This window comes from Curtobacterium phoenicis (assembly GCF_047238015.1).
Taxonomy (GTDB): Bacteria; Actinomycetota; Actinomycetes; order Actinomycetales; family Microbacteriaceae; genus Curtobacterium.
Genome location: NZ_JBDFLZ010000002.1, coordinates 2,284,961 through 2,301,339, shown reverse-complemented (window position 1 = coordinate 2,301,339; position 16,379 = coordinate 2,284,961). Strand labels below are relative to the sequence as shown.

13 protein-coding genes are annotated in these 16,379 nt (G+C 69.7%); 9 read left to right on the top strand and 4 right to left on the bottom strand.

Translation table 11 applies throughout. The features are described 5' to 3' along the window. Window position 1 precedes the first annotated feature (1 nt). From uvrA to ABC270_RS11085, 9 genes are all read left to right on the top strand, one after another. The gene (gene uvrA, locus ABC270_RS11125; RefSeq protein WP_412880855.1) at window positions 2-3,076 is read left to right on the top strand and encodes an excinuclease ABC subunit UvrA; all 3,075 of its coding nucleotides are present in this window, start codon (window positions 2-4) and stop codon (window positions 3,074-3,076) included. Next, on the top strand, window positions 3,077-5,116 hold the full coding sequence (uvrC, locus tag ABC270_RS11120; protein WP_412880854.1) for an excinuclease ABC subunit UvrC: 2,040 nt from the start codon (window positions 3,077-3,079) through the stop codon (window positions 5,114-5,116). A gap of 253 nt (window positions 5,117-5,369) precedes the next feature. Then, on the top strand, window positions 5,370-6,266 hold the full coding sequence (rapZ, locus tag ABC270_RS11115; protein WP_412880853.1) for an RNase adapter RapZ: 897 nt from the start codon (window positions 5,370-5,372) through the stop codon (window positions 6,264-6,266). Window positions 6,267-6,341: 75 nt separating this feature from the next. Further along, the gene (whiA, locus tag ABC270_RS11110) at window positions 6,342-7,322 is read left to right on the top strand and encodes a DNA-binding protein WhiA (protein ID WP_412880852.1); all 981 of its coding nucleotides are present in this window, start codon (window positions 6,342-6,344) and stop codon (window positions 7,320-7,322) included. Window positions 7,323-7,578: 256 nt separating this feature from the next. Further along, entirely contained in the window at window positions 7,579-8,583 is a 1,005-nt protein-coding gene (gap, locus tag ABC270_RS11105; RefSeq protein WP_058726334.1) for a type I glyceraldehyde-3-phosphate dehydrogenase, read from the top strand. A 3-nt stretch (window positions 8,584-8,586) separates the two neighbouring features. Beyond that, on the top strand, window positions 8,587-9,804 hold the full coding sequence (locus ABC270_RS11100) for a phosphoglycerate kinase (RefSeq protein WP_412880851.1): 1,218 nt from the start codon (window positions 8,587-8,589) through the stop codon (window positions 9,802-9,804). A gap of 43 nt (window positions 9,805-9,847) precedes the next feature. Then, complete coding sequence (gene tpiA / locus ABC270_RS11095; protein ID WP_412880850.1) at window positions 9,848-10,627, top strand: triose-phosphate isomerase; 780 nt, start codon at window positions 9,848-9,850, stop codon at window positions 10,625-10,627. Window positions 10,628-10,744: 117 nt separating this feature from the next. Continuing rightward, a complete protein-coding gene (gene secG / locus ABC270_RS11090) occupies window positions 10,745-10,996 on the top strand; it encodes a preprotein translocase subunit SecG (protein ID WP_412880849.1) in 252 nt (83 codons plus the stop codon). Between the two features lie 3 nt (window positions 10,997-10,999). Next, a complete protein-coding gene (locus tag ABC270_RS11085) occupies window positions 11,000-11,362 on the top strand; it encodes an RNA polymerase-binding protein RbpA (protein WP_412880848.1) in 363 nt (120 codons plus the stop codon). Window positions 11,363-11,670: 308 nt separating this feature from the next. On the opposite strand, the gene pgl is transcribed toward ABC270_RS11085, so the two are convergent. The 4 genes from pgl to tal all read right to left on the bottom strand — a co-directional run bounded on the left by pgl (window position 11,671) and on the right by tal (window position 16,321). After that, entirely contained in the window at window positions 11,671-12,441 is a 771-nt protein-coding gene (gene pgl / locus ABC270_RS11080) for a 6-phosphogluconolactonase (protein ID WP_412880847.1), read from the bottom strand. A 96-nt stretch (window positions 12,442-12,537) separates the two neighbouring features. Then, entirely contained in the window at window positions 12,538-13,482 is a 945-nt protein-coding gene (locus ABC270_RS11075) for a glucose-6-phosphate dehydrogenase assembly protein OpcA (RefSeq protein ID WP_412880846.1), read from the bottom strand. Then, complete coding sequence (gene zwf, locus ABC270_RS11070) at window positions 13,479-15,017, bottom strand: glucose-6-phosphate dehydrogenase (protein ID WP_412880845.1); 1,539 nt, start codon at window positions 15,015-15,017, stop codon at window positions 13,479-13,481. The genes ABC270_RS11075 and zwf overlap by 4 nt, the downstream gene beginning before the upstream one ends. A 191-nt stretch (window positions 15,018-15,208) precedes the next feature. Then, the gene (tal, locus tag ABC270_RS11065) at window positions 15,209-16,321 is read right to left on the bottom strand and encodes a transaldolase (RefSeq protein ID WP_412880844.1); all 1,113 of its coding nucleotides are present in this window, start codon (window positions 16,319-16,321) and stop codon (window positions 15,209-15,211) included. Window positions 16,322-16,379: the final 58 nt, after the last annotated feature.

The following is a 16,379-nucleotide window of genomic DNA, read 5'->3' as shown; positions in this document are numbered from 1 at the left end:
GATGACCATCACCTCTGACCGCGGAACCACGACCTCGGGCCGGAACGCCTTCGGCGAGCCCGCTGACCTCCACCTCCCGGGCGGCACGGCACCGCACAGCACCTCGACGCTCAGCGTCCGGGGCGCGCGCGTGCACAACCTCCGCGACGTCGACCTCGAGATCCCGCGCGACTCCCTCGTCGTGTTCACCGGGCTCTCCGGGTCGGGGAAGTCGTCGCTCGCGTTCGACACGATCTTCGCCGAGGGGCAGCGTCGCTACGTCAAGTCGCTCTCGGCCTACGCGCGCCAGTTCCTCGGACAGGTGGACCGTCCCGACGTCGACTTCATCGAGGGGTTGTCGCCCGCGGTGTCGATCGACCAGAAGTCGACCAACCGGAACCCCCGGTCGACCGTCGGGACCATCACCGAGGTCTACGACTACATGCGTCTGCTCTGGGCGCGCATCGGCGTGCCGCACTGCCCCGTCTGCGGCGAGGTCATCAGCAAGCAGAGCGTGCAACAGATCGCCGACCAGCTCATGGAGTTCGAGTCCGGCACGCGGTTCCAGGTCCTCGCACCGGTGATCTCGAAGAAGAAGGGCGAGTTCGTCGACCTCTTCCAGGAGCTCGCGGCGTCCGGGTACGCCCGCGCGATCGTGGACGGCGAGCGCGTCCAGCTGAGCGACCCGCCGAAGCTCAAGAAGCAGGTCAAGCACGACATCTCGGTCGTCATCGACCGCCTGGTCGCGAGCGACGACATCCTCGGCCGGCTCACCGACTCGCTCGAGACGGCCCTGCGCCTGACGAACGGCACCGTGGCGATCGACCTCGTCGACCACGAAGGCCCCGGCGCTGTCCGGACCTACTCCGAGAACCTCTCCTGCCCGAACAACCACCCGCTCGCGCTGACCGAGATCGAACCACGGACGTTCTCGTTCAACGCGCCGTTCGGCGCCTGCCCGGAGTGCTCGGGTCTCGGGACGCGGATGTCGGTCGACCCCGACCTCGTGCTCGGGGACCCGGAGGCCTCGCTCCGCGACGGCGTGCTGCTCCCGTGGACCGGCACCAGTGGGCTGTACTCCTACTTCGAGAAGCTCCTCGCCGGCCTGGGGAAGGACCTCGGGTTCTCGCTCGACACCCCGTGGAACCAGCTCGACCCGAAGGTCCAGGCCGCGATCCTGACCGGCAAGGACTTCCAGGTCTCGGTGTCCTGGCGGAACCGGTTCGGGCGCGAGATGCGGTACACGAGCGGCTTCGAGGGCGTGATGCCCTACATCGAGCGCAAGTTCGCCGAGGCCGAGTCGGACTCGCAGCGGCAGCGGTTCCAGGGCTACCTGCGCGAGGTCCCGTGCCCGGTCTGCGACGGCACTCGCCTCAAGCCCAAGGTCCTCGCGGTCACGGTCGACGGTCGCAGCATCGCCGACGTGACGAACCTGTCCCTCGACGACGCCTACGCCTTCATGGAGGAGCTCCGGCTCACCGAGCGTGAGGCACACATCGCCGCGGCGGTCCTGCGGGAGATCCGGGCACGGCTCGAGTTCCTGCTCGAGGTTGGGCTGAACTACCTCACGCTCGCGCGCGGTGCGGGTGGCCTGTCCGGCGGAGAAGCCCAGCGCATCCGCCTCGCGACGCAGATCGGTTCCGGTCTGACGGGCGTGCTCTACGTCCTCGACGAGCCGAGCATCGGTCTGCACCAGCGCGACAACCGGCGACTGATCGACACCCTCGTCAAGCTCAAGAACCTCGGCAACACCCTGATCGTCGTCGAGCACGACGAGGACACGATCCGGACGGCCGACTGGGTGGTCGACATCGGCCCGGGTGCCGGCGTCAACGGCGGCAACGTCGTGCACTCCGGCTCGTACGAGGGGATCATCGCGAACCGCGAGTCGATCACGGGGGACTACCTCGCGGGTCGACGCGCGATCGAGGTGCCGGCGGAGCGTCGGAAGGCGAACCCGAAGCGCGTCATCAGCGTGCAGGGTGCGCGGGCGAACAACCTGCAGGAGATCGACGTGGACTTCCCGCTCGGGGTGTTCACCGCGGTCACGGGTGTGAGCGGCTCGGGCAAGTCCACGCTGGTCAACGACATCCTCTACAAGGTGCTCGCGAACCAGCTCAACGGGGCGCGGCACATCGCCGGCAAGCACACGCGGGTCAAGGGCCTCGACCAGCTCGACAAGGTCGTGCACGTCGACCAGGCCCCGATCGGCCGCACGCCGCGGTCGAACCCCGCGACGTACACGGGCGTGTTCGACCGGATCCGGCAGCTCTTCGCGGAGACGCCCGAGGCCAAGGCACGCGGGTACCAGCCCGGGCGCTTCAGCTTCAACGTCAAGGGCGGCCGCTGCGAGAACTGCTCGGGTGACGGCACGATCAAGATCGAGATGAACTTCCTGCCCGACGTGTACGTCGCGTGCGAGGTCTGCGGCGGGGCGCGGTACAACCGCGAGACGCTGCAGGTGCACTACAAGGGCAAGGACATCTCCGAGGTCCTCGACATGCCCATCAGCGAGGCGGCCGAGTTCTTCGAGCCGATCTCCGCGATCCACCGGTACATGAAGACCCTCGTCGACGTCGGACTCGGCTACGTGCGCCTCGGTCAGAGCGCCACGACACTGTCCGGTGGCGAGGCACAGCGCGTCAAGCTCGCGACCGAGCTGCAGCGCCGGTCGACCGGGCGCACGGTGTACGTCCTCGACGAGCCGACCACGGGTCTGCACTTCGAGGACGTCCGCAAGCTCCTGCTCGTCCTGCAGGGGCTCGTCGACAAGGGCAACACGGTCATCACGATCGAGCACAACCTCGACGTCATCAAGTCGGCCGACTGGCTCATCGACATGGGCCCGGAGGGCGGTGCCGGCGGCGGGACGGTCCTTGCGACCGGGACGCCCGAGCACGTCGCCGACGTCCCGGAGAGCCACACCGGTGTCTTCCTGCGCGAGATCTTCGACGCGCAGGACGCCCGCGTCGGCAAGGAGCAGGCCGTCGGTGCCCGGCAGCCGAGCGCGTCGGCGCGGTCGGGGGCGAAGGGCGTCGCGAAGAACGGCGTCGCGAAGAACGGTGCCGGTTCGAAGCAGAAGGCGGGTGCACGGTAGGTGGCGGACACCGTTCCGTGGCGTCCGAAGGCGGGGGAGATCCCGACCGACCCGGGCGTCTACCGGTGGCGTGACGAGAACGGCCGGGTGCTCTACGTCGGCAAGGCGAAAAACCTCCGAGCCCGGCTGAGCAACTACTTCGCACCGCTGCCGACGCTCCACGAGCGCACGCGACGGATGGTCCTGACGGCACGCAGTGTCGAGTGGACGACCGTCGGCTCCGAGATCGAGGCCCTGCAGCTCGAGTACACCTGGATCAAGGAGTTCGACCCGCCGTTCAACGTCAAGTTCCGGGACGACAAGTCGTACCCGTACATGGCGATCACCCTCGGCGACGAGGCACCTCGGGTCATGGTGACGCGGAACCGGAAGATCAAGGGCGCGAAGTACTTCGGTCCCTACCCGAAGATCTGGGCCGTGCACGACACCATCGACCTGATGATCAAGGTCTTCCCGATCCGCACCTGTTCGGACTCGTCGTACAAGCGCGCCATGCAGACCGGCAAGCCGTGCTTCCCCGGGCAGATCGGGAAGTGCGGTGGGCCGTGCTCGCAGAAGGTGACGATCGCGGAGCACCGCGTGCTGGTCGAGGAGTTCGTCCGGTTCATGTCGAGCTACGACCGGCGGGTGATCACCCAGCTCCGCCAGCGGATGGCGGCCTCCGCCGACGCGATGCAGTACGAGCAGGCCGCGCGGTACCGCGACCAGGTCGAGGCGCTCGAAGCCGTCCTCGAGAAGAGCGCCGTGGTGCTCCGTGACAGTGTCGACCTCGACCTGTTCGGCATCGCCGAGGACGAGCTCGCCGCCGCCGTGCAACTCTTCTCGGTCCGCGGCGGTCGCATCCGCGGTGTGCGCGGGTGGGTGGTCGACAAGGAGCTCGACATCGCTACGGGGGACCTCGTCGAGCAGATCGTGCAGGGCAACTACGCGACGGGCGACGAGCCTCCGCGCGAGGTCGTCGTGCCCGAACTCCCGGAGGACGCCGAGGCGCTGCAGGAGTGGCTCAGCCAGCGCCGTGGCGGCCGTGGGACGAAGCTCAGCACCGCGCAGCGGGGTGACCGGGCCGGGCTGGCGCGCACCGCGAAGCAGAACGCCGCGCAGGCGCTCATGCTGTACAAGACGAAGCGGAGCGCGGACTACACGACGCGGTCCGCGGCCCTCGCCGACATCCAGGACGCGCTCGGGATGAGCGAGGCACCGCTGCGGATGGAGTGCTACGACATCTCGCACCTGCAGGGCACGAACGTCGTGGCGTCGATGGTCGTGTTCGAGGACGGGCTGCCCCGCAAGGACCAGTACCGGCGGTACACGATCGCGGAGACCACCGACGACACCGACAGCATGTACCAGGTGCTCACACGCCGTCTGGCACGGCTGGACGAGGACGCCTCGGTGCCCGACGTCCCGGACGTCACGACGGACGAGGTCGTCGAGGGGTCGAAGCCCACGAAGCGGTTCGCGTACCGCCCACAGCTGCTCATCGTCGACGGCGGGCAGCCCCAGGTGCAGGCCGCGAAGCGCGCGATGGACGAGGCCGGGGTGCACGACATCGCACTCGTCGGGATCGCGAAGCGCCTCGAGGAGCTCTGGCTGCCCGACGACGACTTCCCGGTGATCCTGCCGCGCAACTCCGAGGCGCTCTTCCTCATCCAGCGCATCCGCGACGAGGCACACCGGTTCGCGATCACGCACCAGCGGACCCGCCGGAAGCGGGACGTCCGCTCGCAGCTGTCGGAGATCCCGGGGCTCGGGCCGTCGCGTGTCGCGTCGCTCCTGAAGCACTTCGGGTCGGTGGCACGCCTCCGGGCGGCCACCGCCGCGGAGATCGGGGTCGTCCCGGGCATCGGGCCGACGACCGCTGCCGCGGTGGTCGCGAAGCTCGCGCAGCACCCGGCGAGTCCGTCCACGCCCGACAGTGCTCCCGAAGCGGACGGCAGTGCCGGGCAGGCCCACGAGCGCGGCTTCGACCGCTCCCTCGCCACGGCCGGTTCCGTCACCGTGCCGGACATGACCGACGGCGGGCCGGAGCTGCCCGCGTGAGGTGCGCCGTGCCTCCCGGCAGGCTGCCGGTGTGCACGGCTCCGGGAGTGCCACGGGGAGCCGGCCCGGCGAGGGCGGGCCGGGACGCCGAGCGGGCCGGGCCGGGGCCGACCGAGCGCCGTGACCGGTCCGGACGGTAGCCTGGACCGAGCTGACCACCGACCGCCCGCACCCGGCACCCGCAGCCCACCACCCGCAACCGAGACGACCCCGGGCGACGAGCCCGGACCGCGACGACGGAGCCCCCTCCCAGATGACTGACACCGCCGGATCCACGACCCCGCAGCAGCACGACATCCTCATCGTGACGGGCATGTCCGGCGCCGGCCGGTCCACCGTCGGGAAGGCGCTCGAGGACCTCGGCTGGTACGTGGTGGACAACCTGCCGACGCAGATGCTCGCGCCGCTCACCGAGCTGGCGGACCGTGCCGGTGAGAAGATCCCGAAGATCGCGACCGTGGTCGACGTGCGGGGCGGACGCTTCTTCACCGATCCGGAGCAGGCGGTCGAGCAGGTCCGGTCGACGACGTCCGCTCGGGTCCGCGTGCTCTTCCTCGAGGCGACCGACGCGGTCCTCGTGCGGCGCTTCGAGCAGGTCCGTCGACCGCACCCGCTGCAGGACGACGGGACCCTCCTCGACGGCATCGGCCGCGAACGGTCGCGGCTCTCCGGACTGCGCGAGGCGTCGGACATGATCATCGACACCTCGGACCTCAACATCCACCAGCTGGCCAACGCCGTCACGGAGAAGTTCGCCGACGACCACTTCGTCGGGGTCCAGGTGACCCTGATGAGCTTCGGGTTCAAGTACGGGCTGCCGGCCGACGCCGACATGGTGGCCGACGTGCGCTTCCTCCCGAACCCCTACTGGGTGCCGGAACTCCGCGCCCACACAGGCCTCGAAGCGCCCGTCTCGGACTACGTCCTGGCTCAGCCCGGAGCCCGTCCGTTCGTGGAGCGCTACGCCGACGTCCTGGAGCCGGTCTTCGAGGGGTACCAGCGGGAGAACAAAAGACACGCTACGATCGCCATCGGCTGTACCGGCGGGAAGCACCGTTCGGTCGCCATCGTCGCCGAGCTGGCGAGTCTCCTCCGCGGGATGCCCAGCGTCGCCGTGCGTGTGAAGAACCGAGATCTCGGCCGGGAGTGACCGTCCCTCCGGCCGCTCCCCACGCGTGTGACGCCGGACCGCGGACCCCACCGAGTAAACGTTAGGAATGATGCTGTGCCGTTGACTGCCGAGGTCAAGGACGAACTGGCCAGGGTCGTCGTGAACCGCAACACGGTCCGCGCCGCCGAACTCGCGACCATCCTGCGGTTCGCGGGCGGCCTGCACGTCATCTCGGGCAGGATCGCGGTCGAGGTCGAACTCGACACCCGCATCATCGTGCACCGGGTGCGCAAGGACCTCGCGGAGCTGTACGGCGTCCGCTCGGAGGCGAGCGTCGGCTCGTCGGCGTCGTCCCGTCGAGGCACGCGCTACCTGGTCCGCGTGCTCGAGGCGGGGGAGACCCTCGCGCGCCAGACCGGCCTGATGGACGCCCGTCGTCGCCCGGTCCGCGGTCTGCCGAACCGCCTCACCACGGGCAACCGCGAGGACCTCGCCGCCATCTGGCGCGGTGCGTTCCTCGCGTCCGGCACGCTCACCGACCCCGGTCGTGCCGCCGCCCTCGAGGTCACCTGCCCGGGCAACGAGGCCGCCATGGCGCTCGTCGGGGCAGCGTCGCGCCTCGGAATCGCCGCGAAGGGCCGTGAGGTCCGCGGCGTCCACCGTGTGGTCATCCGCGACGGCGAGGCCATCGGCCAGATGCTCACCGTCATGGGCGCCGCGCGCACCACGGCCGAGTGGGAGGAGATGCGCCAGCGCCGCGAGGTCCGCGCCACCGCCAACCGACTCGTGAACTTCGACGACGCGAACCTCCGCCGCTCGGCGCAGGCCGCCGTCGCCGCCTGCGCCCGGGTCGAGCGCGCGCTCAAGATCCTCGGCGACGAGGTCCCGGACCACCTCCAGTACGCGGGTTCCCTGCGTCTGCAGCACCGCGACGCGTCGCTCGACGAGCTCGGACAGCACGCCGAGCCGCCGATGACGAAGGACGCGATCGCCGGTCGCATCCGCCGCCTGCTCGCGATGGCCGACAAGAAGGCCTCGGACCTCGGGATCCCGGGTACGGAAGCCAGCGTCCCGGAAGAGCTCGAAGGCGCCTGATCGCGGTCGTCCCGACCACCGGACGGGAGGCGCGGTGCCAGCTGGCACCGCGCCTCCCGTCCGTTCTGGGGTGCGTCCCGGGCGCGCTCCGCGACCGTCCGGACGGACCGTCATCCGGCACGGGCGCGCAGTGTCCGACTGCTAGGGTCGTTACGGCGACGTTACGGGGCGTATCGTCCACCACACGTGGGCCCGCGGGGCCCACGACTCCGAAAAGCAGCGCCCCTCGGGCGCTCCACACCCACCAGGAGATCCATTGACCGTCAAGATCGGCATCAACGGCTTCGGCCGCATCGGCCGTAACTTCTTCCGGGCCGCCCTCGCCAAGGGCTCCGACCTCGAGATCGTGGCGGTGAACGACCTCACCGACAACACGGCGCTCGCGAACCTCCTCAAGTACGACTCGATCACCGGCAAGCTCCCGGCGACGGTCGAGCTCGACGGCGACAACATCGTCGTCGACGGCAAGGCAATCAAGGTCCTCGCGGAGCGCGACCCCGCGAACCTCCCCTGGGGCGAGCTGGGTGTCGACATCGTCATCGAGTCGACCGGCTTCTTCACCAAGGCCGCCGATGCGCAGAAGCACATCGACGCCGGCGCCAAGAAGGTCATCATCTCCGCACCGGCCACGGGTGACGACGTCACCATCGTGCTCGGCGTGAACGAGGACACCTACGACGCCGCGAACCACCACATCATCTCGAACGCGTCCTGCACCACGAACAGCCTCGCGCCGCTCGCCAAGGTGTTCCACGACAAGTTCGGCATCGAGCGTGGCCTCATGACGACGGTGCACGCGTACACCGCCGACCAGAACCTCCAGGACGGCCCGCACAAGGACCCGCGTCGTGCCCGCGCCGCCGCCCTGAACATCGTCCCGACCTCCACCGGTGCGGCGAAGGCCATCGGCCTCGTGCTCCCGGAGCTCGCGGGCAAGCTCGACGGCTTCGCGCTCCGCGTCCCGGTCCCCACCGGCTCGATCACCGACCTCACCCTCGAGACCAAGTCCGAGGTCACGGTCGACGAGATCAACGCCGCCTACAAGGAGGCCGCGGAGGGCCCGCTCAAGGGCATCCTGCTCTACAGCGAGGACCCGCTGGTGTCGACCGACATCACGACCGACCCGCACTCCTCGATCTACGACTCCGGCCTGACCAAGGTCATCGGCGGCCTCGTGAAGATCACCTCGTGGTACGACAACGAGTGGGGCTACTCGAACCGCCTCGTCGACCTCACCGAGTACGTGGGCGAGCGCCTCTAGGCCATGGCGCTCCGAACTCTCGGCGACCTCGGCGACCTCGCCGGCAAGCGTGTCGTCGTCCGGTGTGACCTGAACGTCCCGCTCAAGGACGGCAGGATCACCGACGACGGCCGCGTGCGTGCGTCGCTCGACACGTTGAACACGCTCGTCAACGCCGGCGCTCGCGTCATCGTGATCTCGCACCTCGGTCGGCCCGACGGGTCGCCGGTTCCGGAGTACTCGCTCGCCCCCGTGGCGCAGCGGCTCTCCGAGCTCCTGGGGAAGGAGGTCACGTTCGTCGGCGAGACCGTCGGTGACGAGGCGACGGCTGCCGCCGCGGAGCTCCGTGACGGCGACGTCCTGCTGCTCGAGAACCTCCGCTTCAACCCGGAGGAGACCTCGAAGGACGCCGACGAGCGCAAGGGCTTCGCCGAGCGGATCGCCGCGTTGGGCGACGCCTTCGTGTCGGACGGCTTCGGTGTCGTGCACCGCAAGCAGGCCTCGGTGTACGAACTGGCCTCGGCGCTGCCGTCGGCCGCGGGTTCGCTCATCGAGACCGAGCTGACGGTCCTCGAGCGGCTCACGTCGAACCCGGAGCGGCCGTACTCGGTCGTGCTCGGCGGTTCGAAGGTGAGCGACAAGCTCGGGGTCATCGACCACCTCCTGCCGCAGGTCGACACGCTCTGCATCGGCGGCGGCATGCTCTTCACGTTCCTCGCGGCCCAGGGCCACGGGGTCGCGAAGTCGCTGCTCGAGGCCGACCAGCTCGACACCGTCCGCGGGTACCTCTCGCGGGCGCAGGAGCTCGGCGTGACGATCGACCTGCCGACCGACGTCGTGGTGGCCTCCGGCTTCGCGGCCGACGCCGACCACGAGACCGTCGCGGCCGACGCGATCGAGTCGTCGTCCTTCGGCGCCGACGGCATCGGCCTCGACATCGGACCGGAGACGGCTGCGCGGTTCGCTGCGGCGGTCTCGGGCTCGAAGACGGTGTTCTGGAACGGCCCGATGGGCGTGTTCGAGTTCCCCGCGTTCGCAGCCGGTACGAAGACCGTCGCGCAGGCGCTCACCGAGGTCGACGGCCTCGGGGTCGTCGGTGGTGGTGACTCCGCCGCGGCCGTCCGGTCGCTCGGGTTCTCGGACGACCAGTTCGGACACATCTCGACCGGCGGTGGCGCGAGCCTCGAGTTCCTCGAGGGCAAGTCGCTGCCCGGTCTCGAAGCGCTGGGGTGGTCCCGATGAGCCGCACTCCGTTGATCGCGGGCAACTCGGCGGAAGGTACAGCATGAACCGCACACCGTTGATCGCCGGCAACTGGAAGATGAACCTGGACCACCTCCAGGCCATCGCCACGGTGCAGAAGCTCGCCTGGACGTTGAAGGACGCACGCCACGACCACGACGACGTCGAGGTCGCGGTGTTCCCGCCCTTCACCGACCTCCGCAGCGTGCAGACGCTCATCTCGGCGGACAAGCTGCCGATCCGCTTCGGTGCGCAGGACCTCTCGCAGTACGACTCCGGTGCCTACACCGGTGACGTCTCCGGGGCGTTCCTCGCGGCGCTCGACGCGCAGTACGTCATCGTCGGACACTCGGAGCGTCGCACGATGCACGGTGAGACCGACGAGATCGTCGCGGCGAAGACCGCCGCGGCGATCAAGCACGGGCTCGTGCCGGTCGTCTGCGTCGGCGAGACCGGTGCGCAGCGCGAGGAGCGCGGCGCCGGTGTCGTCGCGGTCGAGCAGCTCCAGGTCGTCCTCGACGCCGTGCAGCCCGCGGAGATCGTGGTCGCGTACGAGCCGGTGTGGGCGATCGGCTCCGGCCAGGCCGCCACCGCTGACCAGGCGCAGGAGGAGTGCGCGGCGATCCGTCGAGGCATCGCCGCAGCCTGGGGGGACGAGGTCGCTGCGGCGACCCGCGTCCTCTACGGCGGCTCGGTGAAGTCGGGCAACATCGCCGGGTTCCTCCGGGAGCCCGACGTCGACGGTGCACTCGTCGGCGGCGCCTCGCTCGACGTGCAGGAGTTCGCTGCGATCGCGCGCTTCCGCCAGCACGTCGGACTCTGACCCACCCGGACAGGCCGGCCGCCCAGGCGGCCGGCCTGTCCCACGCCCGGCCCGTCGTGCCCGGGGGCGACGCGTCCTCGGTATACTCGTACGGCTGACTGACACGAAAGGTACGTCGTGGCGATTCTCTCCGTCGTGCTGCAGGTCCTGCTCGCGATCACGAGCCTCCTGCTCACGCTCCTCATCCTGCTGCACAAGGGTCGCGGTGGCGGCCTCTCCGACATGTTCGGCGGCGGCGTGACGAGCAACCTCGGGGCGTCCGGCGTCGCCGAGCGCAACCTCAACCGCATCACGGTGATCCTCGGTCTGGTCTGGATCGTCTCGATCATCGTGCTCGGTCTCATCAACAAGTTCACGACGGGGAGCTGACACATGGCATCTGGAGGCAGCGCCATCCGCGGATCGCGCGTGGGCGCAGGTCCGATGGGCGAGCAGGACCGCGGGGTCCAGGCCGAGCGCGTCGCGATCTCGTACTGGGACGCACTGGGCAACGAGGTCGTGCGGTACTTCGCCGCAGGGCTGCCCGACGACGAGATCCCGGAGACGGTCGACTCACCGTCCACGGGCCTCCCGGCCGGTCGCGACAAGGAGAACCCGCCGCAGGTCGCGAAGACCGAGCCGTACAAGACGCACCTCGCCTACGTGAAGGAGCGCCGCACCGAGGAAGAGGCAGCGCAGCTCCTCGAGGATGCGCTCCAGCAGCTCCGCGAGCGTCGCGGCACCGCATCCAAGTAGGCGCAACGCACGTCCGAAGGCCCCCGTACCGATCCGGTACGGGGGCCTTCGCGTGTGCGGTCGTGAGCGCGGTCCTGCCGTTCCCGCTGAGGTTCCGCAACTCGCCGCCTGATCGGCACCGAGGTTCCACGCACGGGCGCTCACAGCGCCGAGATGCGCGAATTCTGGAACCTCGAAGGATGCAGCAGGCCTCGAAGGATGCAGCAGGCACCCAGCGGAGCGCGCGCAGCGCTCGACGCAACCGCATGAACGGACGGGAGGCGCGGTGCCAGTCGGCACCGCGCCTCCCGTCCGTCAGGGGGTCGCGACTAGTACGTCGACGCGATCAGGTTCTCGGGCACGTCGCGCGCGGCGTCCTGGTCCACGAAGAACACGGTGCGCTTGCGACCCTGCACGCCACCGACGGGGACCTCGTCCACCGCTGCTCCGGCCAGGGCGAGTCCCAGCACCGACGCCTTCTCGGCGCCGGACAGGATCACCCACACCCGCTGCGACGCGTTGATGACCGGGTAGGTCAGCGTGAGGCGCTGCGGCGGCGGCTTGGGGGAGTCGTCGACGGGGAGCACGGCGCGGTCGGTGACCGCGAGCTGCGGGAACTCGGGGAACAGCGACGCGGTGTGTCCGTCGGGCCCGACACCGAGGAGCGAGATGTCGAACCGGGGTGCGACGGCACCCTCGGGAGCGGCGTCCTGGAGCTCGCGCTCGTACTGCTGCGCGGCGTCCTCGATCGAGAGCCCGGCGTCCGAGGTGGGCATCCGGTGGATGTTCGAGCCGGGGATGTCGACGTGGTCGAAGAAGTCGGCCTGCGTCCCGGTGTCGTTGCGGTCCGCGTCGCCCGCGGGCACCCAGCGCTCGTCGACCCACCACACGTGCACCTTCGACCAGTCGACGCTCTCGCGCGCCGGCGACTGGCCGATCGCCGCGAGCACGAGCGTCGACACGGATCCGCCGCTGATGGCGATGTCCGCGCGCTCCTGCTCGTCGAGCACGTCGATGATCTTGGTGATGAAGCGTGCGGCGACCGACGCGCCGAGGGCCTGCTTGTCGGGGTGTACGAGCACCCGTCGTTCGTTGGTCACGTGACTCCCGTGTTCGAGGTCGGCGGCCCGGCGTGCGGACCACCTTCGGTCCGACCGGCCCGCCCGCGGGTGCGGACGGACCGGTCGAATGGGGGCTCAGCCGGCGATCGACTCGCGCAGTTGGGGCACCCCGTGCTTGACGACGTCTCCGAAGAGGACGTCCGGGTCGAGTCTACGGAGTTCCTCGGCCAGGCAGTCGCGCAGGTTGCGGCGCGGCAGCGAGAGGTCGTGCGTCGGCTGCCCGGGCATGGACAGCGTCGCCACGTCGACCAGGGAACGCTCGAGCTCGATCGCCCCGCTCTCACGGACGAGCTTCACGCCGTGGATGCCGCTCGATCCGGTCGCACGCGGGGACGTGACGACCGACACGGGCACCTCGAGCCGCAGCTGCAGCCACGCCGCGAGGAGGATCGTCGACGGGCTGTCGAACGCGCCGGAGACCTCGACGGCGGTGACCGGCTCGTACGGCGGCTGGTCGAGCGCCGCAGCGAGCTGGTTGCGCCACAGGGTCAGACGCGTCCACGCGAAGTCGGTGTCACCCGGCACGTAGGACGCGCCGAGTGCCGCGATGGCCTCGTTCGGGTCCTTCTGCGCCGCGGCGTCCGTGATGCGGCGCTGCGCGATGCGCCCCAGCGCGGACTCGGACGGCTGCGCCGGGGCGGCGTCGGGCCACCACGCGACGACGGGCGCGTCCGGCAGCAGGAGGCCCGTGACCAGGCTCTCCTCGTCGGTCGCGGTCTCGCCGTAGGCACGGAGGACGATGACCTCGCTCGCGCCCGCGTCGCTGCCGACGCGGATCTGCGCGTCGAGGCGACCGGGGGACTTCGTGTCGCCCTCGTTCTTCGAGACGATGATGACGCGCATCGGGTGCTCGCGGGACGCCTCGTTCGCCGCGTTGATCGCCTCTTCCTCGTGCCCGAGGGCGGTCGAGATGATCAGCGTGAGGACGCGGCCGAGTGCGACGGCGCCCCCTTCCTCGCGGATGTGGACGAGCTTCTTCTGGATCTTCGAGACCGTGGTGTTCGGCAGGTCGATCTTCATGGACGCCTCCAGGTCCGGCCGTCACGGGCGAGGAGGGCGTCGGCGGATGCCGGACCCCACGTGCCGGGACGGTACTGCTCGGGCTGGCCCTGCGTGGCCCAGAACTCCTCGATCGGGTCGAGGATCTTCCACGACAGTTCCACCTCTTGGTGACGGGGGAACAGGGGCGGGTCGCCGAGGAGCACGTCGAGGATGAGTCGCTCGTACGCCTCGGGCGAGGCCTCGGTGAACGCGTGGCCGTAGCCGAAGTCCATCGTGACGTCGCGCACCTGCGTGCCGACGCCGGGGACCTTCGAGCCGAACCGGAGCGTGACGCCCTCGTCCGGCTGCACGCGGATGACGAGCGCGTTCTGGCCGAGCGGGCCGTTCGCGATCCCGAAGATCTCCTCCGGCACGCGCTTGAACACGATCGCGATCTCGGTGACACGGCGGCCGAGCCGCTTGCCGGCGCGCAGGTAGAACGGCACGCCCTGCCAGCGACGGGTCGCGATGTCGAGCTTGATGGCGGCGTACGTCTCCGTCGTGGACTCCGGGTCCATCCCCGCTTCCTCGAGGAACCCGAGGACCTTCTCACCGCCCTGCCACCCGCCGGCGTACTGCCCGCGGGCCGTCGCCGTGGCAAGGTCCTCCGGCAGCCGGACCGCGGAGAGCACCTTCTCCTTCTCGGCGCGGAGGTCCGACGCCTTGAACGAGACGGGCTCCTCCATCGCGGTGAGCGCGAGGAGCTGCAGCAGGTGGTTCTGGATGACGTCCCGCGCCGCACCTATGCCGTCGTAGTACGCCGCACGTCCGGCGACGCCGATGTCCTCGGCCATCGTGATCTGCACGTGGTCGACGTAGTTCGAGTTCCAGATGGGTTCGTACATCTGGTTCGCGAACCGGAGCGTCAGCAGGTTCTGGACGGTCTCCTTGCCGAGGTAGTGGTCGATGCGGAACACGTCGTCCGGAGCGAAGACGCTCTCCACGATCGCGTTGAGCTCGCGTGCGGTACGGAGGTCCGAACCGAACGGCTTCTCGACGACGACACGGCTCCAGGAGCCGTCGCGCTTCTCGGTGAGACCGGAGACCTTGAGCTGCTCGGTCACGACCGGGAACATCTTCGGCGGGATCGAGAGGTAGAAGGCGTGGTTGCCCAGCGTGCCGCGCTGGGCGTCGAGCTCGTCGACGGTTCGCTTGAGCTCGAGGAAGGCCTCGGGGTCGTCGAACGAGCCCTGCACGAAGCGGATGCCCTGTTCGAGCTGCTTCCAGACGGCCTCGTCGAAGGGGGTGCGGGAGTGGTCCCGGACCGCGTCGTGCACGAGCTGGGAGAAGTCCTGGTCCTCCCAGTCGCGCCGGGCGAACCCGACGAGCGCGAAACCGGGCGGCAGCAGCCCCCGGTTCGCGAGGTCGTAGACCGCGGGCATCAGCTTCTTGCGGGACAGGTCGCCCGTCACGCCGAAGATGATGAGGGTGCTGGGGCCCGCGATCCGGTTCAGACGTCGGTCGGTCGGCAACCGGAGCGGGTTGTGCTCCGGGGTGATCGCCACCGGTGACATGTGTGTGGACTCCTTGTGGGTCGAACGGAGACGGCGGAGCGCTGCGCTGCGGGGGCAGCCGCGACTCCGCCGTCGTGGTGGTCAGGTCCGGCCGGGAGGCGCGACGCGCTTCCGCTGGACGGGTCCTGACCGAGGGTGCCTGCGTCCCGAGGACGAGGGTCCCGTCCTCGGGACGCAGGCTCCGGTCGTGCTTACTTGCTGTTCTCCAGCGCGGTCTTCACGGTGTCGACGAGCTCGCCCCAGGAGACGTTGAACTTGTCCACGCCCTCCTTCTCGAGCAGCGCGACGACCTCGTCGTAGCTGATGCCCTGCGCGGCGATCTGGTCGAGGACCTCCTGCGCGGCGTCGTACGACCCGGCGATGGCGTCGCCGTGGATCTCACCGTGGTCGAACGTCGCGTCGAGCGTCTTGCCAGGCATGGTGTTGACGGTGTTCGGGGCGGCGAGCTCGGTCACGTAGAGCGTGTCGGGCAGCGACGGGTCCTTGACACCGGTCGAGGCCCACAGCGGACGCTGCGTGTTCGCGCCGGCCTCGAGGAGACCCAGTGCGCGCTCGGTCGCGAACGCCTCGGTCCACACCTGGTAGGCGAGCTGCGCGTTGGCGATGCCGGCCTTCGACTTGAGGGCCTTGGCCTCGTCCGTGCCGACCGCGTCGAGGCGCTTGTCGATCTCGGTGTCGACGCGCGACACGAAGAACGAGGCGACCGAGTGGATCTTCGAGAGGTCGTGGCCGGCGGCCTTGGCCTTCTCGAGACCGCCCAGGTAGGCGTCGATGACGGCACGGTAGCGCTCGAGCGAGAAGATCAGGGTGACGTTGACCGAGATGCCCGCACCGATGACCTCGGTGATGGCCTCGAGGCCCTCGACGGTCGCCGGGATCTTGATGAGGACGTTCTCGCGACCGACCTTGTCGAACAGGAACTTCGCCTGCTCGATGGTCTTCTGGGTCTCGTGGGCGAGGCCCGGCTCGACCTCGATCGAGACACGGCCGTCGAAGCCCTTGGTCTCGTCGTAGATCGGCTTGAACACGTCGGACGCGTTCGCGACGTCCTGCGTGGTGATCTCGAAGATCGCGTCGGTGACGTCGGTGCCCGCGGCGGCGAGCTCCTTGACCTGCGCGTCGTAGCGCTCGCCCTTGGCGAGGGCCGACGCGAAGATCGTCGGGTTCGTGGTGACACCGACGACGTTCTTCTCGGCGATGAGCTGCTCGAGCTTGCCCGTCTCGAGGAGCTCGCGCGAGAGGTCGTCGAGCCAGATGCTGACGCCGACCTCGGAGAGGGCGGCGGTGGGGGTGGTCTCAGCCATGTGTTTCTCTTCTTCCTTCATCGGCCGTCTGGCCGGGGTCTGGGGGACCGGGAGGCGC